The organism is Bradyrhizobium sp. WSM2254, from assembly GCF_000472645.1.
GTDB lineage: Bacteria > Pseudomonadota > Alphaproteobacteria > Rhizobiales > Xanthobacteraceae > Bradyrhizobium > Bradyrhizobium niftali.
Map to the genome: position 1 here is coordinate 45,148 of NZ_AXAB01000055.1, position 18,461 is coordinate 63,608.

Sequence of the window (18,461 nt, forward strand, 5' to 3'; positions counted from 1 at the left end):
GTCATTTCCGAAATTTCAACCAAAGGCTCAGCATATAGCTGAGCATGAAGGGCATCATCAATGCGATGATGATATCCCAAGCGGGATGTGCGTATGGATCGTCGGGTAACGGTGTTTCGCGCAGGCGATCGGCTTTGCCATCGCCAGAAGCTATGTGACGCCATCACGAACAGAGAGAGTTGATCAGCCAGCGCTTGCGCCTATCCGTCGGAGATCAGCGGCGCATCGACTGCCTCCGCCCGAGAATGGCGCAACCGGTGAACGTGGTGCCGAACTCGCGATTGAGCTTGTCAGCAATGGATTGCACTCTCCGCTCTGCGCCCTGGCCGGGCCCGGGTTGAGGGCCGTCAAGGGTCTCGCCAGACACCTATTCGCGCGGTTATCTGTCGAATCGCGCCCGATAGGCCGGTTCTGGACATTCACGTTCGATTTTCCGTCAAATTGTGTCGGCGTCGAAGGAGTGCTCGATCGGGTTGGACGAGCGTCACTTGATCCGGTCCCGGGGCGGGAGCGTCATGCACGTCCTCCCAAAACGCCGGCGAACCAGCTCGCCACCGACTTCACCATGGAGGTTCTCATGGGGCGAGGGGGCTCGGCAGGCCGGCTGGGAATGCCGACAGCGTCACCGGTCTCGCCTCAATGCAGTGGGACGTTTCCTCAGCGACGCGTCGCGACGAGCTGGATTCCGAGGATGCGGCGCAGTATCGGCAGGTTCGAAACGCGCCATCCGAGGCTCCGCGGCAGCCAGCCGACGGCGGTTTCGAGCGCGATCACGACGCCCAGCGGCAGCGTCGTCTGGAATTTGCGGATGCGCACGAAACCCTGCACCCGCGCGAAACCCACGGAGCGGAACAGGCCCGCTAGTTCGCGATTCGTGTACTCGCGCAAGTGAAAGCCCCGCGCCACTTCATCGATGCCGCCCGAGACGTCGTGCGGACCGTTCATGCGGTTAGGCGTGATGCAGAAGTATTTTCCGCCGGGCTCCAGCGCGGCGAACACGTTGGCGAGCTGGTCGCGGGCGTCTTCCGGATGGAGGTGCTCCATCAGCTGGTTGGAGAAGATCAGCGTCGCCTTTACTGGAATGCTGATGCCGTCGGAGAGCACGACTTCAAGGTTCGGGGCGCTCGCGCCGCGTGTCACCGTCTCGGAGACATCAATCGCGTACGCCTTCCGCACGTGCGGCGCGACGAGCATCGTGAGCGCGCAGTCGCCAGCTCCGACCTCCGCATAGACCGTGTCAGGGTTCAGGAACGGGCGGAGAGTCTCGAACAGCTCCTGCAATTCGGCCCGCTTCACCGCCTTCTGGCTCTTAAGCACGAGCAGCGGGTGGTACGGCACCTTGCGAAACAGCTCTTCGTACACCGAGCTGTAAAGTTGCTTGCGCTCCGCGCGCGAAGAATTGCGCAACCGATCCGCGAGCTCGATTTCCACCTCGTAGTGGTGCGCGCGCTTGGGGTCCATCAGGAGTTGGGAGGCCATTCCTCACGATACCACCCGTCCAGGGGCCGACCAATACTCAAGATGGGGTAGCCACAACGTGAGCACCGGTTGAACTCAATCGAAGTGCGTTATTCATAGCCTCTGGCTAAACTGGTATCAAAGTTGTGCCCGAGCGTCGGTAGCTAGGGCTGAACGGATCGCCATTGCGGAGGTCGCCTCAATTGAATCGGCAGCTTAAAGACCTCGTATTTCATACCATCGGGAGCGCCGGATTTTTTCCGGTCTTTCGCAGGGTCTTCGCTGGTCGAGCGGCGATTGTAATGTTTCATGAAATTCAGCGGGATTGTCGACCAGAATTAATGACCGGCACTTCTGTTGAACTATTCGAATATTCGCTCAGTTGGCTCCAACAAGAAGGATGGGCGATTGTCAGCCTCGAGGAATGCCTTGAGCGGCTGGCCAGAAATGACCAATCGCGCCGCTACGCGGTCCTCACTTTCGATGACGGCTACCGGGACAATGTCTCGGTGGCGCTTCCAATCCTTGAGCGCAACAACGCTCCATTCATGATGTACGTGCCGACTGCTGCGCTAACGCGGACCATGCAGTCGTGGTGGTTAGGATTGCGCGAGCTGTTTCGCTCAAGAGATGACATCACAATCGATGCGATGGGCATTCGGTTTCATTGTCCTGACTTCGAGAGCAAGCGGTTCGCATTGACAAGAGTCGACCAGTGGGTTCACCAGGATTACAGACGTGCCGAAATGCTTGCGCCGACCTTCAACAAGGCTGGTATTTCGATATCGACGTTGAACAACCAATACTTCCTCGACGAGGGCGAGCTTCAAGAGCTATCGCGTCATCCTCTCGCATCAATTGGCGGGCACACTACCTCACACGCAGCGCTGGCGACCATTGACGCGACCTTAGCGCGAGCCGAATTGGCCGATAACCGCAACTATCTGGAGAACTTACTTCAGTTGCCTGTCCGGCATCACGCTTATCCGTATGGGGCGTGCGGTGTGCGTGAAGAGCATCTCGCCAAAGAGGCGGGTTATTTGACCGCCGTAACAACGCGACACGGTCAGCTGGGCAACGATCGTCTCAACCAATTCGCGCTTCCCCGCATTGGGGTGAGCAGTGCATTTGACTCGGAAATTTCGTTCGCGGCGCGAATGAATGGGGTGCAGCTGGCAGCCCAAACGCTACTTGCGAGACGATCCCATCGGCAGGCACTTGGAAGTGATGCTTCGGGCCTGGGCCGGGCGACGGTGAGCTGAGATCACCGCAACTCTCGGGAGGCGCGCCCGTGAACTGTGGTTCGCCACCATTGAGACGATCGCCGCTGCAGACACCCCAGTAACGGGGGCAATCTGCACGAAGCTACGACTCGCGGTTGCCAAAGTCCTTTTCTAAGAGGCCAAATAGGTCGGCGTCAGGCGCGTGTCTCCGGCTCTCGACACCGTGCGGCCTTTCGCCAGATCGGTACCAGTCGCTTCATGTAGGTGTTGATTTCATATCGTTCCGCATGATCGCGGCGGGCGGCGTCGCCCAGGCGGCGCCTCAACGCTCTATCTTCGAGCAATCGGTTAAGCGCATTGGCAAGCGCCTCAGCGTCCCCCACAGGCACCAGGAGCCCGTTGCGTTCGTGAGCAACGACTTCGGGAACCGCACCAACAGGTGTTGCGACCACAGCTACACCGTAAGCGAAGGCTTCGATGACCGCCATTGGCAGAGATTCGACAAAAGATGGGAGCGTGAGAATATCGGTCTGCTGGAGCAGCGCCGCGGTTTCTGAAGGGCCGAGCCAGCCTGGGAAGTCCACGCGATCGGCGATTTTGAGCCGCTGAGCCTGATCGCGGGTTTGCTCTATTTCTCCGCTTCCAGCTATGGTCGCGGTCCAGTCAGTGCGGCATGCCAGTTTTCCGAGTGCATCAACGAGTTGTGGCACACCCTTTTCTGGCTCAATGAAACCGAGAAAGGTAATGCGAATTTGCCCGGATTCTGATCGGCCCAGGTTTGGTTGGCTCGGCGACGTGCTTGCGTTCGGAAGAATCGTTATTTTATCGCGAAGGCTGGGAAGCCGATCGAGAATGACGCGCGCACCATAGTCGCCCAGCACGATAATCGCCGCACTATCCACGAACAATCGGTTGATGCTTCGACGCAAATATGTCCCGGCTCCTGCCCAGAATTGATCAAACTGGCCAGCGTGAAGATGAACAACATAGGGCACCCGAAAATAGCGCGCGATAGCCGCGATGATCAGCTTGCGGTACGCGCTCCCGCGCCATGCAAGCTGAAAATGGATTAGGTCAACCTTCCCGCGTCCTGCGGCGACACTGAATTGAATCAGTGCCCGCGCGAAGACCACCACTCCCCAATAAATGCTCTTCTGTCCCCTGGTTACCAGTCGCTCGGCCTTGACGCCAAGATCCCCACGTTGGTCGATTGTATCAATGATGAGATCCGTAAGACGATCAATTCCTCCTCGGCCATGCGGGCCGTAGGGTGTAGCTACGATCAAGCGAAGGGTATTCTGGGTCGTACTCATCCAATACACCGAAGTCCGTCAATAAGCTCCGGCGGAGCCATCCTTGGCAATTCCCGCCTAACAGTGCGGGCTTTAACGGCGAAGATCGATCCGACGCTCTTCTGAGAACGCTGCGCAGCAATGCGCGATATAATATCCTTGGCCCAACCAGCCTGAAGATCCTAAGGCTGTCTCCATGACCTTACTACTTTTAGTGGCTTACTCACAAGCGTGGTGTCCGGCTGGCGAGACCGACTTGAACCTCCTCCGAATGAGTGGACACCTGTAGCAGGCCAATTGAGCCCGGAGGTGTCGAATGGAACGTCAACGTCGGTCATTTACCGAGGAGTACAAGCGCCAGGCCGTCGAGCCGGTGGTGTCGAGCCGTCGCTCGGTCACGTCGGTGGCCAAGGAGCTTGGTCTGCGCGACTCGGTGCTGCGGCGCTGGGTCGACAAGTTCGGGCAGGAGCGGGCATCGGCGGCGCGGCGCCCCACCACGCAGGCGACGCCGATGTCGGCGGACCAGGCTTCGGAGATCGCCCAGCTGCGCCAGGAGAACGAACGTCTGGGCATGGAGCGCGATATTTTAAGAAGTCGCAAGATCGTCGGCTGGGCCATGCGGGATCATATGCAGGTCGAACTCGCATCCGCGGCACTGATGATGGCCATCCAGCAGCAACGGCCGCAGGCCGGATTGATCCATCGTTCCGATCGCGGCGTGCAGTGTGCCTCACATACCTATCGCAAAGCCTCACGGGCGCCGCGTCACCGCATCGATGAGCCGCAAGGCCGATTGCTACGACAATGCCCCGGTGGAGAGCTTCTTCCATACCCGGAAGACCGAGGTCGTTCATCATCGCAGCTACAGGGCCCGCGCCGAGGCGGCCAGCGCGATATCTTCGCCTTCATCGAGGGCTTCTACAACCGAACCAGGCTCCATTCCGCCGTGGGATAGATCGCCCCTTGCGTCCCACTACCTATGGCGCCGCCTGATTCCAATCCGTCCTCAATGCGCGTCGGCCCGGCTCGACGCTCACGTTGCGGCAGCTGGGTACTCACAACTGGGTAGCCACTCAGCCCCCGTAACGACCCTTTTGCTTACACTAGCTCGGCACGCCCCAAGGCTATTGTAGTGGGACGAAACTTGCGGTGTTCAGACCTGGCTAGCGGCAGCGGGGGTGGAGATGCGTGCGTCATTTCTAGGGTGCCCTATTGATGTCCTGACGATGGCCGATACGGTCGAACTCGCACACAAGGCGATGCATACCCACCAGCGCTTGCAACACGTTGCGCTCAACGTCAACAAGTTCGTCAGCATGCGCTCTGATCCGGTGCTCGCTGCCGATGTCGCTAGCAGCGATGTGATCAGCATCGATGGCATGGGCATCGTGTGGGGCGCGCGGGCACTCGGCCTGCCGGTCAAGTCGCGCGTGACCGGCATCGATCTACTCACCGAGCTTCTTACACTCTGTGCAAGAGAGGGCTTCAAACCGTATTTTCTCGGGGCGGCTCCCGGCGTGTTGCAACAGGCCGCGCAGCGGGTCCTCGACAAGCATCCCTTGATCGCGTTCGCAGGCCTCCGGGACGGTTACTTCACGGGCGAGCAGGAGGCCGACGTGGTCTGTGAAATTCGGTCCAGCCGTGCCGACTGCCTTTTCATCGGCATGCCGACGCCGCGCAAGGAGCGCTTCCTTGCGGCCCATCGCGATGCGCTCGGCGTCCCCTTCGTCATGGGGGTCGGTGGGTCGTTCGATATTCTTGCTGGCGCAGTACGGCGGGCGCCGATTCGCATGCAGCGCCTTGGGCTCGAATGGCTGTACCGCGTCTATCAGGAGCCGGAGCGCATGTGGTGGCGATATGCCAAGACCAATACGTTGTTCGCCGGTATCCTGGCCCAAGCCATTGTACGCCAGAGCCTTGGCATGGCACCGCGAGCGAGCAGCGCGCTGCCGCCTGGAATGGGCCAGGCAGGCGGATGAGGCGTGCAGAAGCACTTTCAAATTCTGTCAGGTATCTGTGCGGAAGCGATCAAGCTGTTTCCGGTGATCAACCGTCTCGAGGCCGAAAGGGGCATCGCTATCACCGTCTGCGCCATGGCGCAGCTGGTTCGCTTTGATTGATAGCTTAATCGCAGCGTCCCCAGAAAGAGCACAGTCGTCCAGATAAGGCATCTAGCATGTGTGGGATATTTGGATGGGTTCTTGGGACCGCGGCGCATCAGGATCGCAAGACTCTTGTCAGCCTTACCGATTTGATGGCTCATAGGGGGCCGGACGGCTCGGGCTATTGGCTTCACAAGACGTCGGATGAGCGATTTCAAATCGGTCTCGGCCACCGCCGGCTCTCGATCATTGACATCGGTGGCGGCGCGCAACCGATGTCGAGCGAGGATGGCCGCTTCACCTTAATTTTCAACGGCGAGATCTATAATTACCTTGAACTGCGACAGGAGCTCGTTGCTCTTGGCCATCATTTTCGCTCGAACTCGGATACCGAGGTGCTTATCGAAGCATATCGCGCCTGGCAATTTGACGCAGTACGTAGATTTCGCGGCATGTTCGGCTTTGCGCTGTGGGATGAAACAGAGCAGCGGCTAATACTTGCCCGCGATGCCTTCGGGAAAAAGCCACTGTTTCTCGCCGAGCTGCAGGGTGTTCTTCTCTTCGGCTCGGAGATTGAGCCACTCGTCCAATTCTCGGGCTTTAACCGAGCGTTCGATTCCGATGCACTCGGTCACTATCTTCTTAATCGCTATGTTCCGGGGCCCTCCACGTTTTTCCGAGCGGTGAAGAAGCTGCAGCCTGGTCACTATGCCGTATGGCAGAGCGGAACGCTGAAAACGACACGCTATTTCACGCCCCCGTTTGCGACGACTGCGCCGGACATCAAATCATTCGATGATGCAATTCGTCTGTTCGAAGAAACATTCGATGAGGCCGTTCGAATCCGCATGCGCAGCGACGCGCCGTTCGGCGCCTATCTGTCAGGTGGCATTGACTCGTCGGCGGTCGTGGCAACCATGGTCAAGCATAGCGCGGAGCCCGTGCGAACTTTCTCAGTGGGCTTTCGGGAAGTGGAATATTCGGAGATCGATCACGCGCGTGTCATTGCGGGCCGGTTTGGTACAATTCACAATGAACTATTCGTCGAACCCGGCTCCTTCATGGAACATTGGTCAACCGCCGTCTTGCGCCGTGGTGCTCCGGTCAGCGAGACATCTGACATCCCGATCTTCATGCTTTCGGAGATGGCCTCTAGCAGCGTCAAGATGGTACTCACGGGAGAAGGCGCCGATGAGTTGATGGGCGGATATCCGAAGCATCGGGCTGAGCAATGGATCGGTCTGTACCAATGGCTGATGCCACACCTGTTGCACGAGCGGGTAGTCCATCCGCTGGTGCGTTCATTGCCCTATGGGATGAGGCGCGTAAAGATTCTTGCATTGGCTGCGGGCGAGCGCGATCTCGTGAACCGCATGCGAATATGGTTTGGCGGCACGTCGGTTGCTGAAGCTGAGGCGATGCTCGGCCGCCCCCTCTCGGCAACGCCGCCGGATGTCTATCCATACTCGTCTGGGCTCAAATCTAGCCTGCGGCGTACATTATTCTTCGATCAGACATCCTGGCTTCCAGACGATCTGTTGGAACGAGGCGATCGAATGATGATGGCGGGGTCGATCGAAGGGCGGATGCCATTTATGGATACGACGCTGGCCGGCGTCGTAGCGCGCTTTCCGGATGAATTTCTGACGGGAGGCAAGGGCGGCAAGACAGTGCTGCGCGCGGCAATGGAAAAGATCCTTCCACCGGAGATCGTGCGGCGGAAAAAGGTCGGATTCCGTGTGCCGATCGGAGAATGGTTTAGAGGTCCTTACCGTGATTTCGTACAGGACATGCTCGCGAGCGAGAGTTCCAGTTTAGCGCGACTGATAAGCGGCCCTAGGCTCCGTAGGCTCGTGAGTGAGCACCTTAGCGGTCGACAGAACCACGAGAAGAATCTTTGGTCATTGATAAATCTCGAGATCTTCTTGCGTACATTCAAGATAGCAACATGAAAATGACGGGCTCGCTTTCTGGCTCCGTCTGCTGAGCCCGGGCGATCGAACTATTTCGTCTGTAGATCGCAGCCGCGCGCCGGCCGCTTGGCGCGCTGTTCACACAACCACGCCTCCAACTCGACGATCAAGGGTCGGCCACGCCTGGCGCACGCGCAAACGCTCCTGCGGCGCAAGGCCGTTGATCTCGAGTTCGACGCTAAACTGGAAGATTCGCTCACCCGCACGTCCTGTACGAAATCACGGTAAGGGCCTCTAAACCATTCTGCGATCAGCACACGAAATCCGATCCTTTTCCGCCGCACGACTTCGGCGGAAGGATCTTGTCCATTGCCGCGACGCGGATTGCCTATGAAGCCTGTTGAACATCTGTCTCTGAACGAGATCGTCCATCATTGGCATGTCGTGATTGAGTTCCGATACCGCGTCTCCTAGCCCGAACAGCCGCCGTTCGCCGGAACTGGGTCACCTCAGCGTTGATCAACTTCTCAAACGAAAGCAGCGGGGATTCGAATTTCCTGGATGCGTAGGCCGTATGATTCGAAAGAATGACCAGCACGTCCGCCCAGCCATCGACTTCTTCGATGGGGAAGAGTTCGAGATCCCAATCTTTCACGAAGGGATCGTGGCAGCGGATTGTGTAGTGTTTCGAGAGAATCCTTGCGACCTCCAAAGCCGGAGTTTCGCGAGCATCGTCGACGTCCGGCTTATAACTCACTCCCAAAATTCCGATTTTTCCGGTGGACGGGGCGATCTTGTTTCGAATTCGCGCGGCCGTGCGCTGCGGCATCCCGTCGTTCAGTTCGCGCGCCGTTCTAATGAGAGTCAAATCGTCGCCGATGTCTTCGGTCAAAAACCACGGATCGATGGCGATGCAGTGGCCTCCGACTCCGATTCCCGGTTGCAGAATGTTGACGCGCGGATGTTTGTTCGCAAGCTGAATCGCAGCTGAGATGTCGAACTTGAATTTATCGGCAATCAGCGAGAATTCGTTCGCGAGAGCGATGTTGACGTCACGGAATGTGTTTTCCATGAGCTTGACGCACTCCGCGGTCACGAGGGTTGTCTGGTGAATCGTACCCTTCGTGAATGTCGAGTAGAGACGCGCCGCCCGCCGTGCCGCTTCCGGCGACGTGGCACCTATGATGCGGTCATTGTGCACGATCTCATGTAGCGTGTTACCGGGAATCGCTCGCTCCGGGCAATGCGCGACTTCGACTCTCAAATGCTTCGATTGAAGGAGTGGAAGTACGTAGTCTTCACAGGTCTTCGGCTTGATTGTCGATTCGATGATAAGGAGATTTCCGTTTTTCAAAACGGGAAGCAGGCTGTTCACGGCCGAAAGAACGAAGGACAAGTCGCATTTCTTGTTTTTGTGCGGAGTCGGTACGGCCACAACAAAAACGTCCGCTGCCGCAGGCTTTGTCTGAGCTTTGAAGTGTCCAGTTTTCAAGGCCGTCGTCAGCAATTCCGGAATGCCGCGTTCTTCAAACGGGCAGTGACCACCGTTGATCTCGTTTACCTTTTTCGCGTTGAGATCGAATCCGGCCACCGTTATGCCAGCGTTCGCAAGCAGCAAGGAAGTCGGAAGTCCCATGTAGCCAAGACCAGCAACGCAAACGGTATCCTGCGTCTGAGGCACTGGATGCACATGTTGGCCCATGACGATGTCGAGAATTCGTTTAGCCGTGTGGCCATCTCCAAATGGATTCGTCCAAGGGGTCATCGGGCGATTGAGAGCCGCAACCATCGCGTCTGCGTTTCGGTGTACCAAGACATTCGCGCCGACGTCGACGGTTTCGGGCCGTTCCGTGGAATCGCGAATCGTCACGCAAGGTACGCCGAGGATACAAGCTTCTTCCTGGACGCCGCCGGAATCGGTAATGACGGCCGTGCAATTCGAAAGCAACTTCAGAAAATCCGAATATCCGACAGGGTCGGTCCAGGTCAGATTCCCTGGCAAATCAATCTTGCTTTCCTTGAGAACTTTCTGTGTGCGATAGTGGATCGGCCAGCACACTTGGCCGGGGATTTTCGCAATCAGTTGGATGATTTCGTTCAGCGCGTCCGGATCATCGACGTTCGCCGCTCGGTGGGATGTAAGGAGGTAATATCCCTTCGTTTGTAATTTCAGTTCGGAAAGAATCTGACTCCGTTTGTCCGCGTGAACCTGGTGAGAAAGTAGCGCGTCGACGATCGTGTTGCCGACCTTGAAGATTTTTGAATCTGGAAGACCTTCCTTTTTCAGGTAACCGACCTGCAAGTCGGTGACGGCAAAAAGATAGTCCGAAATATGATCGGCGATAATTCGGTTGCTTTCTTCCGGCATCGTTTGGTCAAACGAGCGCAATCCAGCCTCGATGTGCCCGACCTTGATATGAAGTTTATTTGCCGCGAGTGCGCCGGCCACCACAGTGTTCGTATCTCCTTGAACGAGCAATACGTCGGGCTTCTCCGACATCAGGATCGGCTCAAGCGTGATCAATATGCGGCCCGTTTGGTTCGCGTGACCGCCGGAGCCGACATTCAAATTGTATTTCGGCGCGGGAAGGTCGAGTTCCGAGAAAAAGATCCCGTCGAGCTTCTCGGAGTAATGCTGCTTCGAGTGGATGATGAGGTAATCGAGTTTTCGCTTCTGGCATTCGCGGATAACCGGCGCCATTTTGATGATTTCCGGGCGAGTTCCAACCAGAATGGCGATTTTCATCGGTCCTCCATGAGAGGCTTTTCAACCAAATGTCACTACGCTTGGCCCGTGGTGGTTCAGGGCTTTGCGTATCGCGCAGCTGCGCCCGTTCAAGGCGTTTGCGGGCTGAGTAATTGCCGGTACAAAATGCCGGAGAGTTTGCGCATCCTTGAAGAAGCCGGGCAAGCATAGTCCCTCGGACCGGTCCGTGGCTCGGACCCATTCGGATTACCCATTGTCGATCGACGAGAGGCCGACCAGCCCGTCGGCGATTGATAGAGACGCCCCTCCGTGATTACGCAAAGAAGGAAGCAATGAAATCGGCGCCAAGTATCCGACGCTCGGCATGCTCAATCTCAAGGTGAGATCGCGCCAGTCAGGGGATAAACGATGATCGTACCGGAAAGGCAGAAGCAGTCGGCGGCTACGGTACATCAAGCCAAGCGTGAAGCAAAAAGGAACGCCACCCGTTGCTTGCGATTTTGCTTGGTAACAGTCAGTTCGAGTCCGGAGATCACAAGACATATAGCAGCAGACCGATAAGAACCTTCGAGTAAGCTCGTCTATCTGCGGATCTGCGTTTGACCGTGTAAGAGCTCGTATGGAGGGCTCTCCACCAAAAGCCGAGTAAAAAAATTCCTGTAACTATCGAGCATGGGGCCGGCTGCAAAATTCGCGTTAACAAATTTGCATGCAGCACGTCCAATGGTTTCTCGCTTGAGCGGGTCACTCAGCGCCTGAAGATGGTTTACCAAAGACATCGTATCTCCGGGCGGGAATAGAAAGCCGGTCTCTCCAGGAAGTACCATTTCGGCAGCATTGCCGACGTTGCTGAGAATGACTGGCAAACCCATCGCCATCATTTCCAACGCGACAAGAGACGCCGCTTCAGAGATGCTACACAGAACGCCAACGTCAAAAGCGCTCGTGTAAGGTCGCACGTCCTGCTGAAAGCCGGCAAAAACAACGTGCTCCAACACACCATTTTCGCTGGCATACTGCTCGATACTCGCTTGCGTAGGGCCACTTCCTACAAGCAGGGCTTTGGCTGGATGCCCCCGACTTCGAAGTATTCGTATGGCGTCAATCAACTGACGATGATTTTTTTGCGGATAGAAGCGAGCGCACAAGCCGATTACGTAATCGCTTGGTGCCAACCCCAGCATTGAGCGGGTCTGATCTTTCCATTCAACGATTGAATGGGGTGAGAATCGACGCAGGTCCACCCCATTTCGAATGACGAGGGAAGTCGGAGGTGAATACCCTCGAGCTTCCCAGAATTTGCGCTGAATCTGGGCAACGTAGATCATTGCGTCCACCCGGGCGACAACATAGCGGTAAATGGGCTGGAATGCCTGGTCCCTCGCGGTTAGAATATCTGGGTTATGCAGGATCGACACGAGCTTGGCATTTGAGCCTGCCAATCGCCGTGAAATCGTCGCGAACAGCAATGGCCGCTCGTCTACGGCGACAATTACGTCAGGGGCGTGGGTGCGGATCATTCGCGACACGCCCAATGCTGTGCCAATATCGTATATCCGATTGCCATTAAGCATCTCAACAGTGCTTTGGCTGAGCTTCTTGATAGAGCTTTGGCTGAGATGTGCCGGCTTGATAGATGTTTGGCTCGGATCCGTCGCCGTATAGCTGCTTGTGAGGCCCACTATCGAGCAGATGTCACCGCGGGCCGCCAGAGCATTTGCAAGCTGATAGGTATGATGCTCAGCACCTCCCGTTCCAAGACAGTTAAGCACAAACATCACTCGCATAAAGTCACTCTCCGTCTTGACTCCTGGAAGATCAGAAAGAAGGTCCGGGTTCGAGGATGGCGTTGCGCTCCCGGTGGAGGGGCGTATGACACGCATTCCGCCACGACGCGGCAGTTCTGGCTTCAGGCCACCCGATCCGAACGGATCGCTTCCGTATAGTTTTGCTTTCGGGCATGCCGCTCGTGGATTTGCTTAAGCCGCATCATAGCCTGCGCTTGCTCCAGCTGCGGAGTTTCTCAAGGATTGCTGACAGCGAATATTGGGTAACCCGAAAGGTCGAGCCGAGACCGCCTCAATGGATTTATGGTTCCTGTTAATCAACGGGAGCTCTGTTCGCCGAGCGACGGCTCGGCTTTGCCCGCGTCCTCATTCTGGCGGTCGTCTTTGCTTCGTCTATCGCATCGTCGGCGACCACGTCTGGATGACGCGGCACCCGGATTACCCAATCGTTTCATAAATCCCTTCAAGGACAATTTCATCGGGCGACTTGACGATTTCCTCTTCGGAATGGCCGCAATGCGTGCGGTCCGCAACGATGTCACGATCAGGCCGGCCTACGGTTGGCTGGCTCTCGCCGCGCTATTGCTTGTCGGCTATTCCTGGTCATATCTCGAAGCCGTCCCGCGTGGCTGACCGCAGTCGGTGCTTGCATCAGCAAACCATACGCGATCTGCTGTGTAACGTTGATCCTGGCGATGCGGTGCTCGAAAATTTGGGAAAGCTGGGTCTCCCAGCCCTTTGTCTTTGCCGGCACCGTCGGCTATTCGGCCTATGTCATCCACGCGCTTCTCCTTGACAACATGGACTGGCCAAAGGGGATCGATCTCGAAACACTGCTGGCATTTGGCCGCTTTGCATTTGGCACCTTTGTCAGCCATTTCTTTCGCGACGATCGAAGCAATCGGCATTCGGCATCGCCCGGCTTGGGCGCAGTGGACGAAACTCTTCCGCGGAGGCTCCTCAGTCCTCAATCCAGTGATCTGGCACAAATGCAATCCGATCGTTCCCCGTCGCACCATCGACGGGAGTTGGACCGGTCTTACGCAGACGCGGCGTCGCCAGCGCAAAGACGGAAAGTGGGAATACCGTCAAGACGAGCCACCCCAACCAGTTGGGCTCTCCGAAGCCTCATGGATGCTTGGACGATGACCCCCGGGGGTCGCAGATGAAAAACACGAAGCCGACGTGGGTAATCCCAAAGGGTCCGCACATGGCGTGAGTTTTGAATTATGCGAAAGAGCGTCGAGTCACCGGAACTTGAGATATGCCGTGCACAAGATTGTCAAGTTCGCGACCGCAGGCGTAGTCCTGGGCGTACTACTCGCCTGTGCGGCCGAGGCTGTTTTCCTTTTTGTCAGCATTTTCATGATGGGGCCCATCCCCATGCACGATGAATTTGCAACCCGCGACTTTTCACGATGGAGCGGCTTGGCAAAACAAGTGTGCTGCAATGGCTCCGCAACAGTCGTTGACGCGCCCAGCTGGCATTCCAAGAGCGCCGCAAGGTTCAAGATAAGCTTCGATGATCCCGTTGTGAAAGGGAATCATCGCTCTGAATTCCGATTGAAAGCGACGGAGTTTCACCGACTTTATGAATATGGATTGAAGATCTTCGTCCCACCGGATTGGCAGTCCGATAATAATCAGGTCATCGTGACGCAGATGCACAATGTGCNNGACAGNTGGAAAGGTGAGGGGGGACTCCAGCCCCCGCTCGAATTGAGCTTAGTCAATGATAGCTGGGTTCTCCGGACAGCCTGGGGGCGAAGTCCAACGTGGCTCGACTCAAAAGGGGACGTTCGTCGTGACGTTCCATGGTCGCAGCCGTTTGAACGTGGAAAGTGGACCACCTGGACGTTTCGTACCAGGTGGTCGCTTGATGGGGATGGGATTATCGAAGTCGAAAAAGACGGGAATGCAGTGTTTCAGAGACGTGGCGCGAACTGTTACGACAACTTACTTGCTCCCTACCTTAAATTTGGAGCCTATGCTCCCGGTTGGACAAACCTAAGTGCACCTCCTGAAATCAAAGCCAGGGAGATCTTTGTTACAGATGTTTTTGCGCGGGAGGCTTTAAGAGGTCCGAATGAACATCTTGTTGAGCGATAGGCTGTAATTGCTCGGAGTTTCGAAATCAGGTAGATCACGATTGCCAGGACTGAAATTCACTTCGACGGGGTGCGAATGGTCCTCCCTGTCGAGGAGCGGCGTGCAAGTTGGCACGCAAGCCAGGGCACCATTTTGGTGGAACATGGCGTTGTATCGGGGGAACAACTTGAATGGCCTGCCGTTGGCCGTTTGATATGCGAACATCGAAATGGATGCATCGGGCTCGCAGCCGTTTGTATCGCGCATCGACAGTCCGCTGCCGGTGCCGCCGCTGACATAATCGCGGGAGTCCCAAATCAGCGGGCGCCACCACTTCTCTCCCAAGAGGTCCTTCAGCGTCGCGCTGTCGAGCTAATGGCGTCGGTCAAAAAAAGCCGCTTGAGCCGCGTGTCCTCCGCCAGCGTCCTCAGCCGCCTCGCTTCGGAGGCGTCCATCCCGCCGAGAAGGATCTATGCTCGGATCGGTGACGCCGGGCTTGCACGTCAGACCAATTTGGTCGGACTGGATCAACGGTGATAGGCATCCAGATTGCGCAACCGCGCCAGGTTGATCATCATGGCAATGATCGGAAATACGTACATGTTTTCAATAGTTGGAAGGATGTCACACTCAGTCGCCATGCTAACTCCACAACCAAAGATGCACGCGAAAAGAGCCCAATACAGGTCGCTATTCAGCCTTCTCCCAACTCGCCAGGCAGTAGCTGTTCCAACCATAAGGAACATGAGAAGCACACCGGTTAAGATCACCCCGCAATCAAGATAGAAGTTGATGATTGCATTATGCGCATGGGTGAAGGGCATCAGGGTTCCTGATTCCCAAAGTGAGCTCGTCCCCGCTCCATAGCGACCAGCGCCAAACAGGAACAAACCGGTATCGGTCGTCCATTCATTTAGCAGCGGGACCCAAACGGAATCGACACGGCCCGTGAACAAGGCATCGGCCGAGACGTCGGAACCGCCATCGAGCCCGACCGAAAGAAGAGCTTGAACGGTTGGTCCGATCCACAGGAGCGATGTGAGGCCAGCCGCCGCAGCACCGACGACCAAAATGATAAACCTGCGCCGCAGGATCAAGAATAGGGAACACGAAGCTAACACTGTGACAAGCGCGCTACGTGACTGGAGAAGGAGAATTGCCACGAGCGCGAGACCGAGCGGTACGATCCAAAAAGCGCCGCGCGTAAGAGCTCTATAGAGCAACAGCGGTATAGTACAAATGTATATAGTTCCAATTGTATTGTAATGGACTCCAAAATACGTGAGGCAGAACTTGGCCATTTCGTCCCGGTTAGGTGGAACAAGGTCATCCATTCCGCTGCGCTCACCTGACAGCAGAACGGACGGATTCATCAGGACGAGAGCGACGAAAGCAATTGATAGCAAAAGTATCGAAAGGCAGATGACGGTCGTTATCCTCTCGAGCTCCTGAAAGGAGCGCATGCGCTTGAGGATAAAGAGGAAGGGTAGAAGATAAAAGCCCGGCATAATGCACGATAGTAGAAAGTCAAAGTAGGATTCTGGAAATGAATCAGGGAAGCGGCTGTGCAAAAGTGGCGCGTTTGGAATCGATCTAAGGAGGGCGATGGCAAAGGTGGCGAAGTACAGGAGAAGAAGTCTGATGGATGTTCGTTCGAGTTCGTCGGTCGCGTGCAGGGGCGCAGTGGTGAACACCACATAAGCCAAGACGACTGCTGATAACAAGTTGAAGGGCTTAAGCCCTTGGATGCCGAACAAATTGTCCGTCATTCGCTGGAAGGGCAACATGAAGACGAACAATAGAAAGAAAAAGGTGCCAGCTCGCGCGACCGAATGCGACATCGTGAGATGATAAGGCGCTCGGCCGCTATGGCTCAAAGATGCACTCATCGACCTATCGAATTTGGTTGATCTACTCTAACCGTCGCTTAATCGTCTCGCCATCTAGTCAGGTCGCCGTGAGGAAATTGGGTGTTTTGACTTGGCGACAAGAGGGGTCAAAGCCGCAATCAACTCGCGAGCTTTTGCCGACGGCGAGTGATTGGCCTTAACATAGGTCTGACATCGTCGAGTGAGTGCGTTGTATTCATTCGCGTCCATGTCCCAGAGTGCCTTCACGGATTTGGTAAGTGCCAACTCGTCCTCGGCCGACGCGCCAAGGCTATAACGCACGACGATCGAGTCCGGATCGACTTGCCGGCGCGTCATGACAGGCGTGCCCACGGCAAAAGCCTCGAGGAACACGTTCGAAAAGCCCTCGAAATCCGATGTGCAGAGAAGCATCGTCGCTTCTGACAGAAATCGTTGAACGTCTGCCCGCCGGATATAGCCAACCATTTCCACGTTTGGCAGCTGGCGCAGGCGATTCACGGCGTCCAGCGTCGCTTGATCAACAACTCGGTCCGGCATCCCTGCCACGCGGAATTTGACGGTCGGGAGTTCCTGGGCGATCCGAAAAAGCAATGGCAGGTTCTTTCCATAGCGGAAGACGCCAAGCCAGGCGACATATCTGCGTTCTGCGCGGGGCAAAGGAGGGGCCGCGTCCTCTGCTACGACGACGGCATTATGAAGGACGTGAACAGGCTTGCCTGGAAAAAGCGCTGCCAATTTTTCGCGCTGATACTCATTTTGACAGAGAAATGCAGTTGTTCGATTCCGAGCCCACGAATATGCCAACCATTCATAAGATCGAAGGCCGATTTTGCATCGTTCATCGACGTCTTTGTCGTTGACGACGCGGTGAACGAACGGAATTCCGAGTTGGCCGGCGACGAAAGCCATGATGGCGGTATGAACCCCACATACGCCTTGGATCATAATATCTGGACGATAGGCGCGGGCGGCTGCCAATGTTTTTGGGATATATGAGTAGAAGTACTTCGCAACCCGCACCCCATGTGCGGGATCATAGGTTTCGATAAGCTTGATTTGCTGGCCCGAACCGACATGGGCCAAGGCACCCTTCCAGGTAAGGAGAGCGGTGTCGTGACCGGCGTTTTCAAGCGCGCGAAGCCATATTGAAAGTTGGACGGCCCAGCCGCCGATCGGATGGTCATCATCCTTCAGTAGATAGGGAATGGAAAAATCTATCGAGAGAATTCGCACCTGACACCCCGAGCTTAATGGAACCGCAATATCAATACCGGTTCGGCGACTTTCGAGTGGATACCCCGCATGCCTGATGATGTGCATTTGACCGCATCAGGGATAGCATCGCCAGTTCTCCGCCACGCGCTCGGTCAAAAGTCTCTGCAATTGCCAAGTCTGCGCCCATCCCTGAACAGGGCTCCTCATGAGGACGCTCACGCATGGCGTCTAAGCTCGCGCCTTGGCACCATAGTATTTTGAACCGGCCCGCGGCTCGACCCTTTCGGATTACCCATTCTCGATCACGGGAGAAGCGGAGGACCGGCAGATCGCGGAATGGGGTAAGCGTCAAGCCGGGAAGTCAACCGGCACGGAGAGCTTTGGATGGCCGAGCGAAGCGGTTCAGCCGGTCTCGACCCAGCGGAGCTGAATTGTCGCTTCGAGGATCTTGCCTGTCAGCCCATGCCGCCGATATTGGCGCAGAGGAGCTGTGCGTTGTCCTCTGGCGAGGCGTGCATGATGTCGCCGGCGCCCGTCGGGGCGAGGGTCTCCCTCCGGTGTGGGCCGTCTTGTTGGGTTAGGTCGATTGCGCTGTAACAGTCCTTATGGACGGCCATAAGCGCAGTACTCAGATCGAACGGTTAGAGGTTGTCGAGACGGGCCGACGGCGGCGCTGGTCTGATGACGAGAAGCTTCGGATCGTGTTGGAGAGTTTGGAGGCACCGCGAGCGATATCATCGACGGCGAGGCGTCACGGGATATCGCGCTCATTGTTGATGACGTGGCGGCGTTCGTTCCGCCCTGA

Annotated in this window: 13 protein-coding genes and 2 pseudogenes; 8 read left to right on the forward strand and 7 right to left on the reverse strand. The window is 56.5% G+C overall.

Annotated features, from left to right (window positions below):
- Positions 1-657: 657 nt before the first annotated feature.
- Positions 658-1,461: a bifunctional 2-polyprenyl-6-hydroxyphenol methylase/3-demethylubiquinol 3-O-methyltransferase UbiG gene (locus tag A3M7_RS0132825; protein ID WP_049823816.1), complete on the reverse strand. Its 804-nt coding sequence runs from the start codon at positions 1,459-1,461 to the stop codon at positions 658-660.
- A 200-nt stretch (positions 1,462-1,661) separates the two neighbouring features.
- Between A3M7_RS0132825 and A3M7_RS45245 the strand changes: the two genes are divergently transcribed.
- Positions 1,662-2,720, forward strand: a complete 1,059-nt coding sequence (locus A3M7_RS45245; RefSeq protein WP_245284366.1) for a polysaccharide deacetylase family protein — start codon at positions 1,662-1,664, stop codon at positions 2,718-2,720.
- Between the two features lie 155 nt (positions 2,721-2,875).
- On the opposite strand, the gene A3M7_RS0132835 is transcribed toward A3M7_RS45245, so the two are convergent.
- Complete coding sequence (locus A3M7_RS0132835) at positions 2,876-3,994, reverse strand: glycosyltransferase family 4 protein (RefSeq protein WP_063629478.1); 1,119 nt, start codon at positions 3,992-3,994, stop codon at positions 2,876-2,878.
- A 295-nt stretch (positions 3,995-4,289) separates the two neighbouring features.
- Here A3M7_RS0132835 and A3M7_RS51360 point away from each other — a divergent pair.
- From A3M7_RS51360 to asnB, 5 genes and pseudogenes are all read left to right on the forward strand, one after another.
- Positions 4,290-4,520, forward strand: a pseudogene (locus A3M7_RS51360) (transposase); the annotation flags it as partial.
- Positions 4,521-4,559: 39 nt separating this feature from the next.
- Positions 4,560-4,928, forward strand: a pseudogene (locus A3M7_RS51365) (DDE-type integrase/transposase/recombinase); the annotation flags it as partial.
- A gap of 271 nt (positions 4,929-5,199) precedes the next feature.
- Positions 5,200-5,952 (forward strand): WecB/TagA/CpsF family glycosyltransferase, encoded by a 753-nt coding sequence (locus A3M7_RS45255; RefSeq protein WP_245284367.1) that lies wholly within the window; start codon positions 5,200-5,202, stop codon positions 5,950-5,952.
- Between the two features lie 3 nt (positions 5,953-5,955).
- Positions 5,956-6,093, forward strand: coding sequence for a hypothetical protein (locus tag A3M7_RS49075; RefSeq protein ID WP_156937041.1), 138 nt, complete (start codon positions 5,956-5,958; stop codon positions 6,091-6,093).
- Between the two features lie 56 nt (positions 6,094-6,149).
- On the forward strand, positions 6,150-8,027 hold the full coding sequence (gene asnB / locus A3M7_RS0132860) for an asparagine synthase (glutamine-hydrolyzing) (RefSeq protein WP_027547732.1): 1,878 nt from the start codon (positions 6,150-6,152) through the stop codon (positions 8,025-8,027).
- 349 nt (positions 8,028-8,376) lie between these two features.
- On the opposite strand, the gene wecB is transcribed toward asnB, so the two are convergent.
- Together wecB and A3M7_RS0132870 are read right to left on the reverse strand one after the other, a co-directional pair.
- Positions 8,377-10,734 carry a non-hydrolyzing UDP-N-acetylglucosamine 2-epimerase gene (gene wecB, locus A3M7_RS45935; protein WP_063629477.1) on the reverse strand — a complete coding sequence of 786 codons (2,358 nt, stop codon included), beginning with the start codon at positions 10,732-10,734 and terminating at the stop codon, positions 8,377-8,379.
- Positions 10,735-11,276: 542 nt separating this feature from the next.
- A complete protein-coding gene (locus tag A3M7_RS0132870; RefSeq protein WP_198033847.1) occupies positions 11,277-12,482 on the reverse strand; it encodes a glycosyltransferase in 1,206 nt (401 codons plus the stop codon).
- 1,269 nt (positions 12,483-13,751) lie between these two features.
- Between A3M7_RS0132870 and A3M7_RS47485 the strand changes: the two genes are divergently transcribed.
- On the forward strand, positions 13,752-14,591 hold the full coding sequence (locus tag A3M7_RS47485; protein ID WP_084302737.1) for a polysaccharide lyase: 840 nt from the start codon (positions 13,752-13,754) through the stop codon (positions 14,589-14,591).
- Here A3M7_RS47485 and A3M7_RS49080 read toward each other — a convergent pair.
- From A3M7_RS49080 to A3M7_RS47490, 3 genes are all read right to left on the reverse strand, one after another.
- Positions 14,556-14,915: a hypothetical protein gene (locus A3M7_RS49080; protein WP_027547734.1), complete on the reverse strand. Its 360-nt coding sequence runs from the start codon at positions 14,913-14,915 to the stop codon at positions 14,556-14,558. The two genes, A3M7_RS47485 and A3M7_RS49080, sit on opposite strands and share 36 nt — an antisense overlap.
- Before the next feature lie 182 nt (positions 14,916-15,097).
- Positions 15,098-16,459, reverse strand: a complete 1,362-nt coding sequence (locus tag A3M7_RS0132890) for an O-antigen ligase (protein WP_156937042.1) — start codon at positions 16,457-16,459, stop codon at positions 15,098-15,100.
- Positions 16,460-16,513: 54 nt separating this feature from the next.
- Entirely contained in the window at positions 16,514-17,761 is a 1,248-nt protein-coding gene (locus tag A3M7_RS47490; RefSeq protein ID WP_084302738.1) for a glycosyltransferase family 4 protein, read from the reverse strand.
- A gap of 500 nt (positions 17,762-18,261) precedes the next feature.
- Here A3M7_RS47490 and A3M7_RS47495 point away from each other — a divergent pair.
- Positions 18,262-18,461: transposase (locus A3M7_RS47495; protein ID WP_156937043.1), on the forward strand; the 200-nt coding region annotated here is incomplete at its 3' end.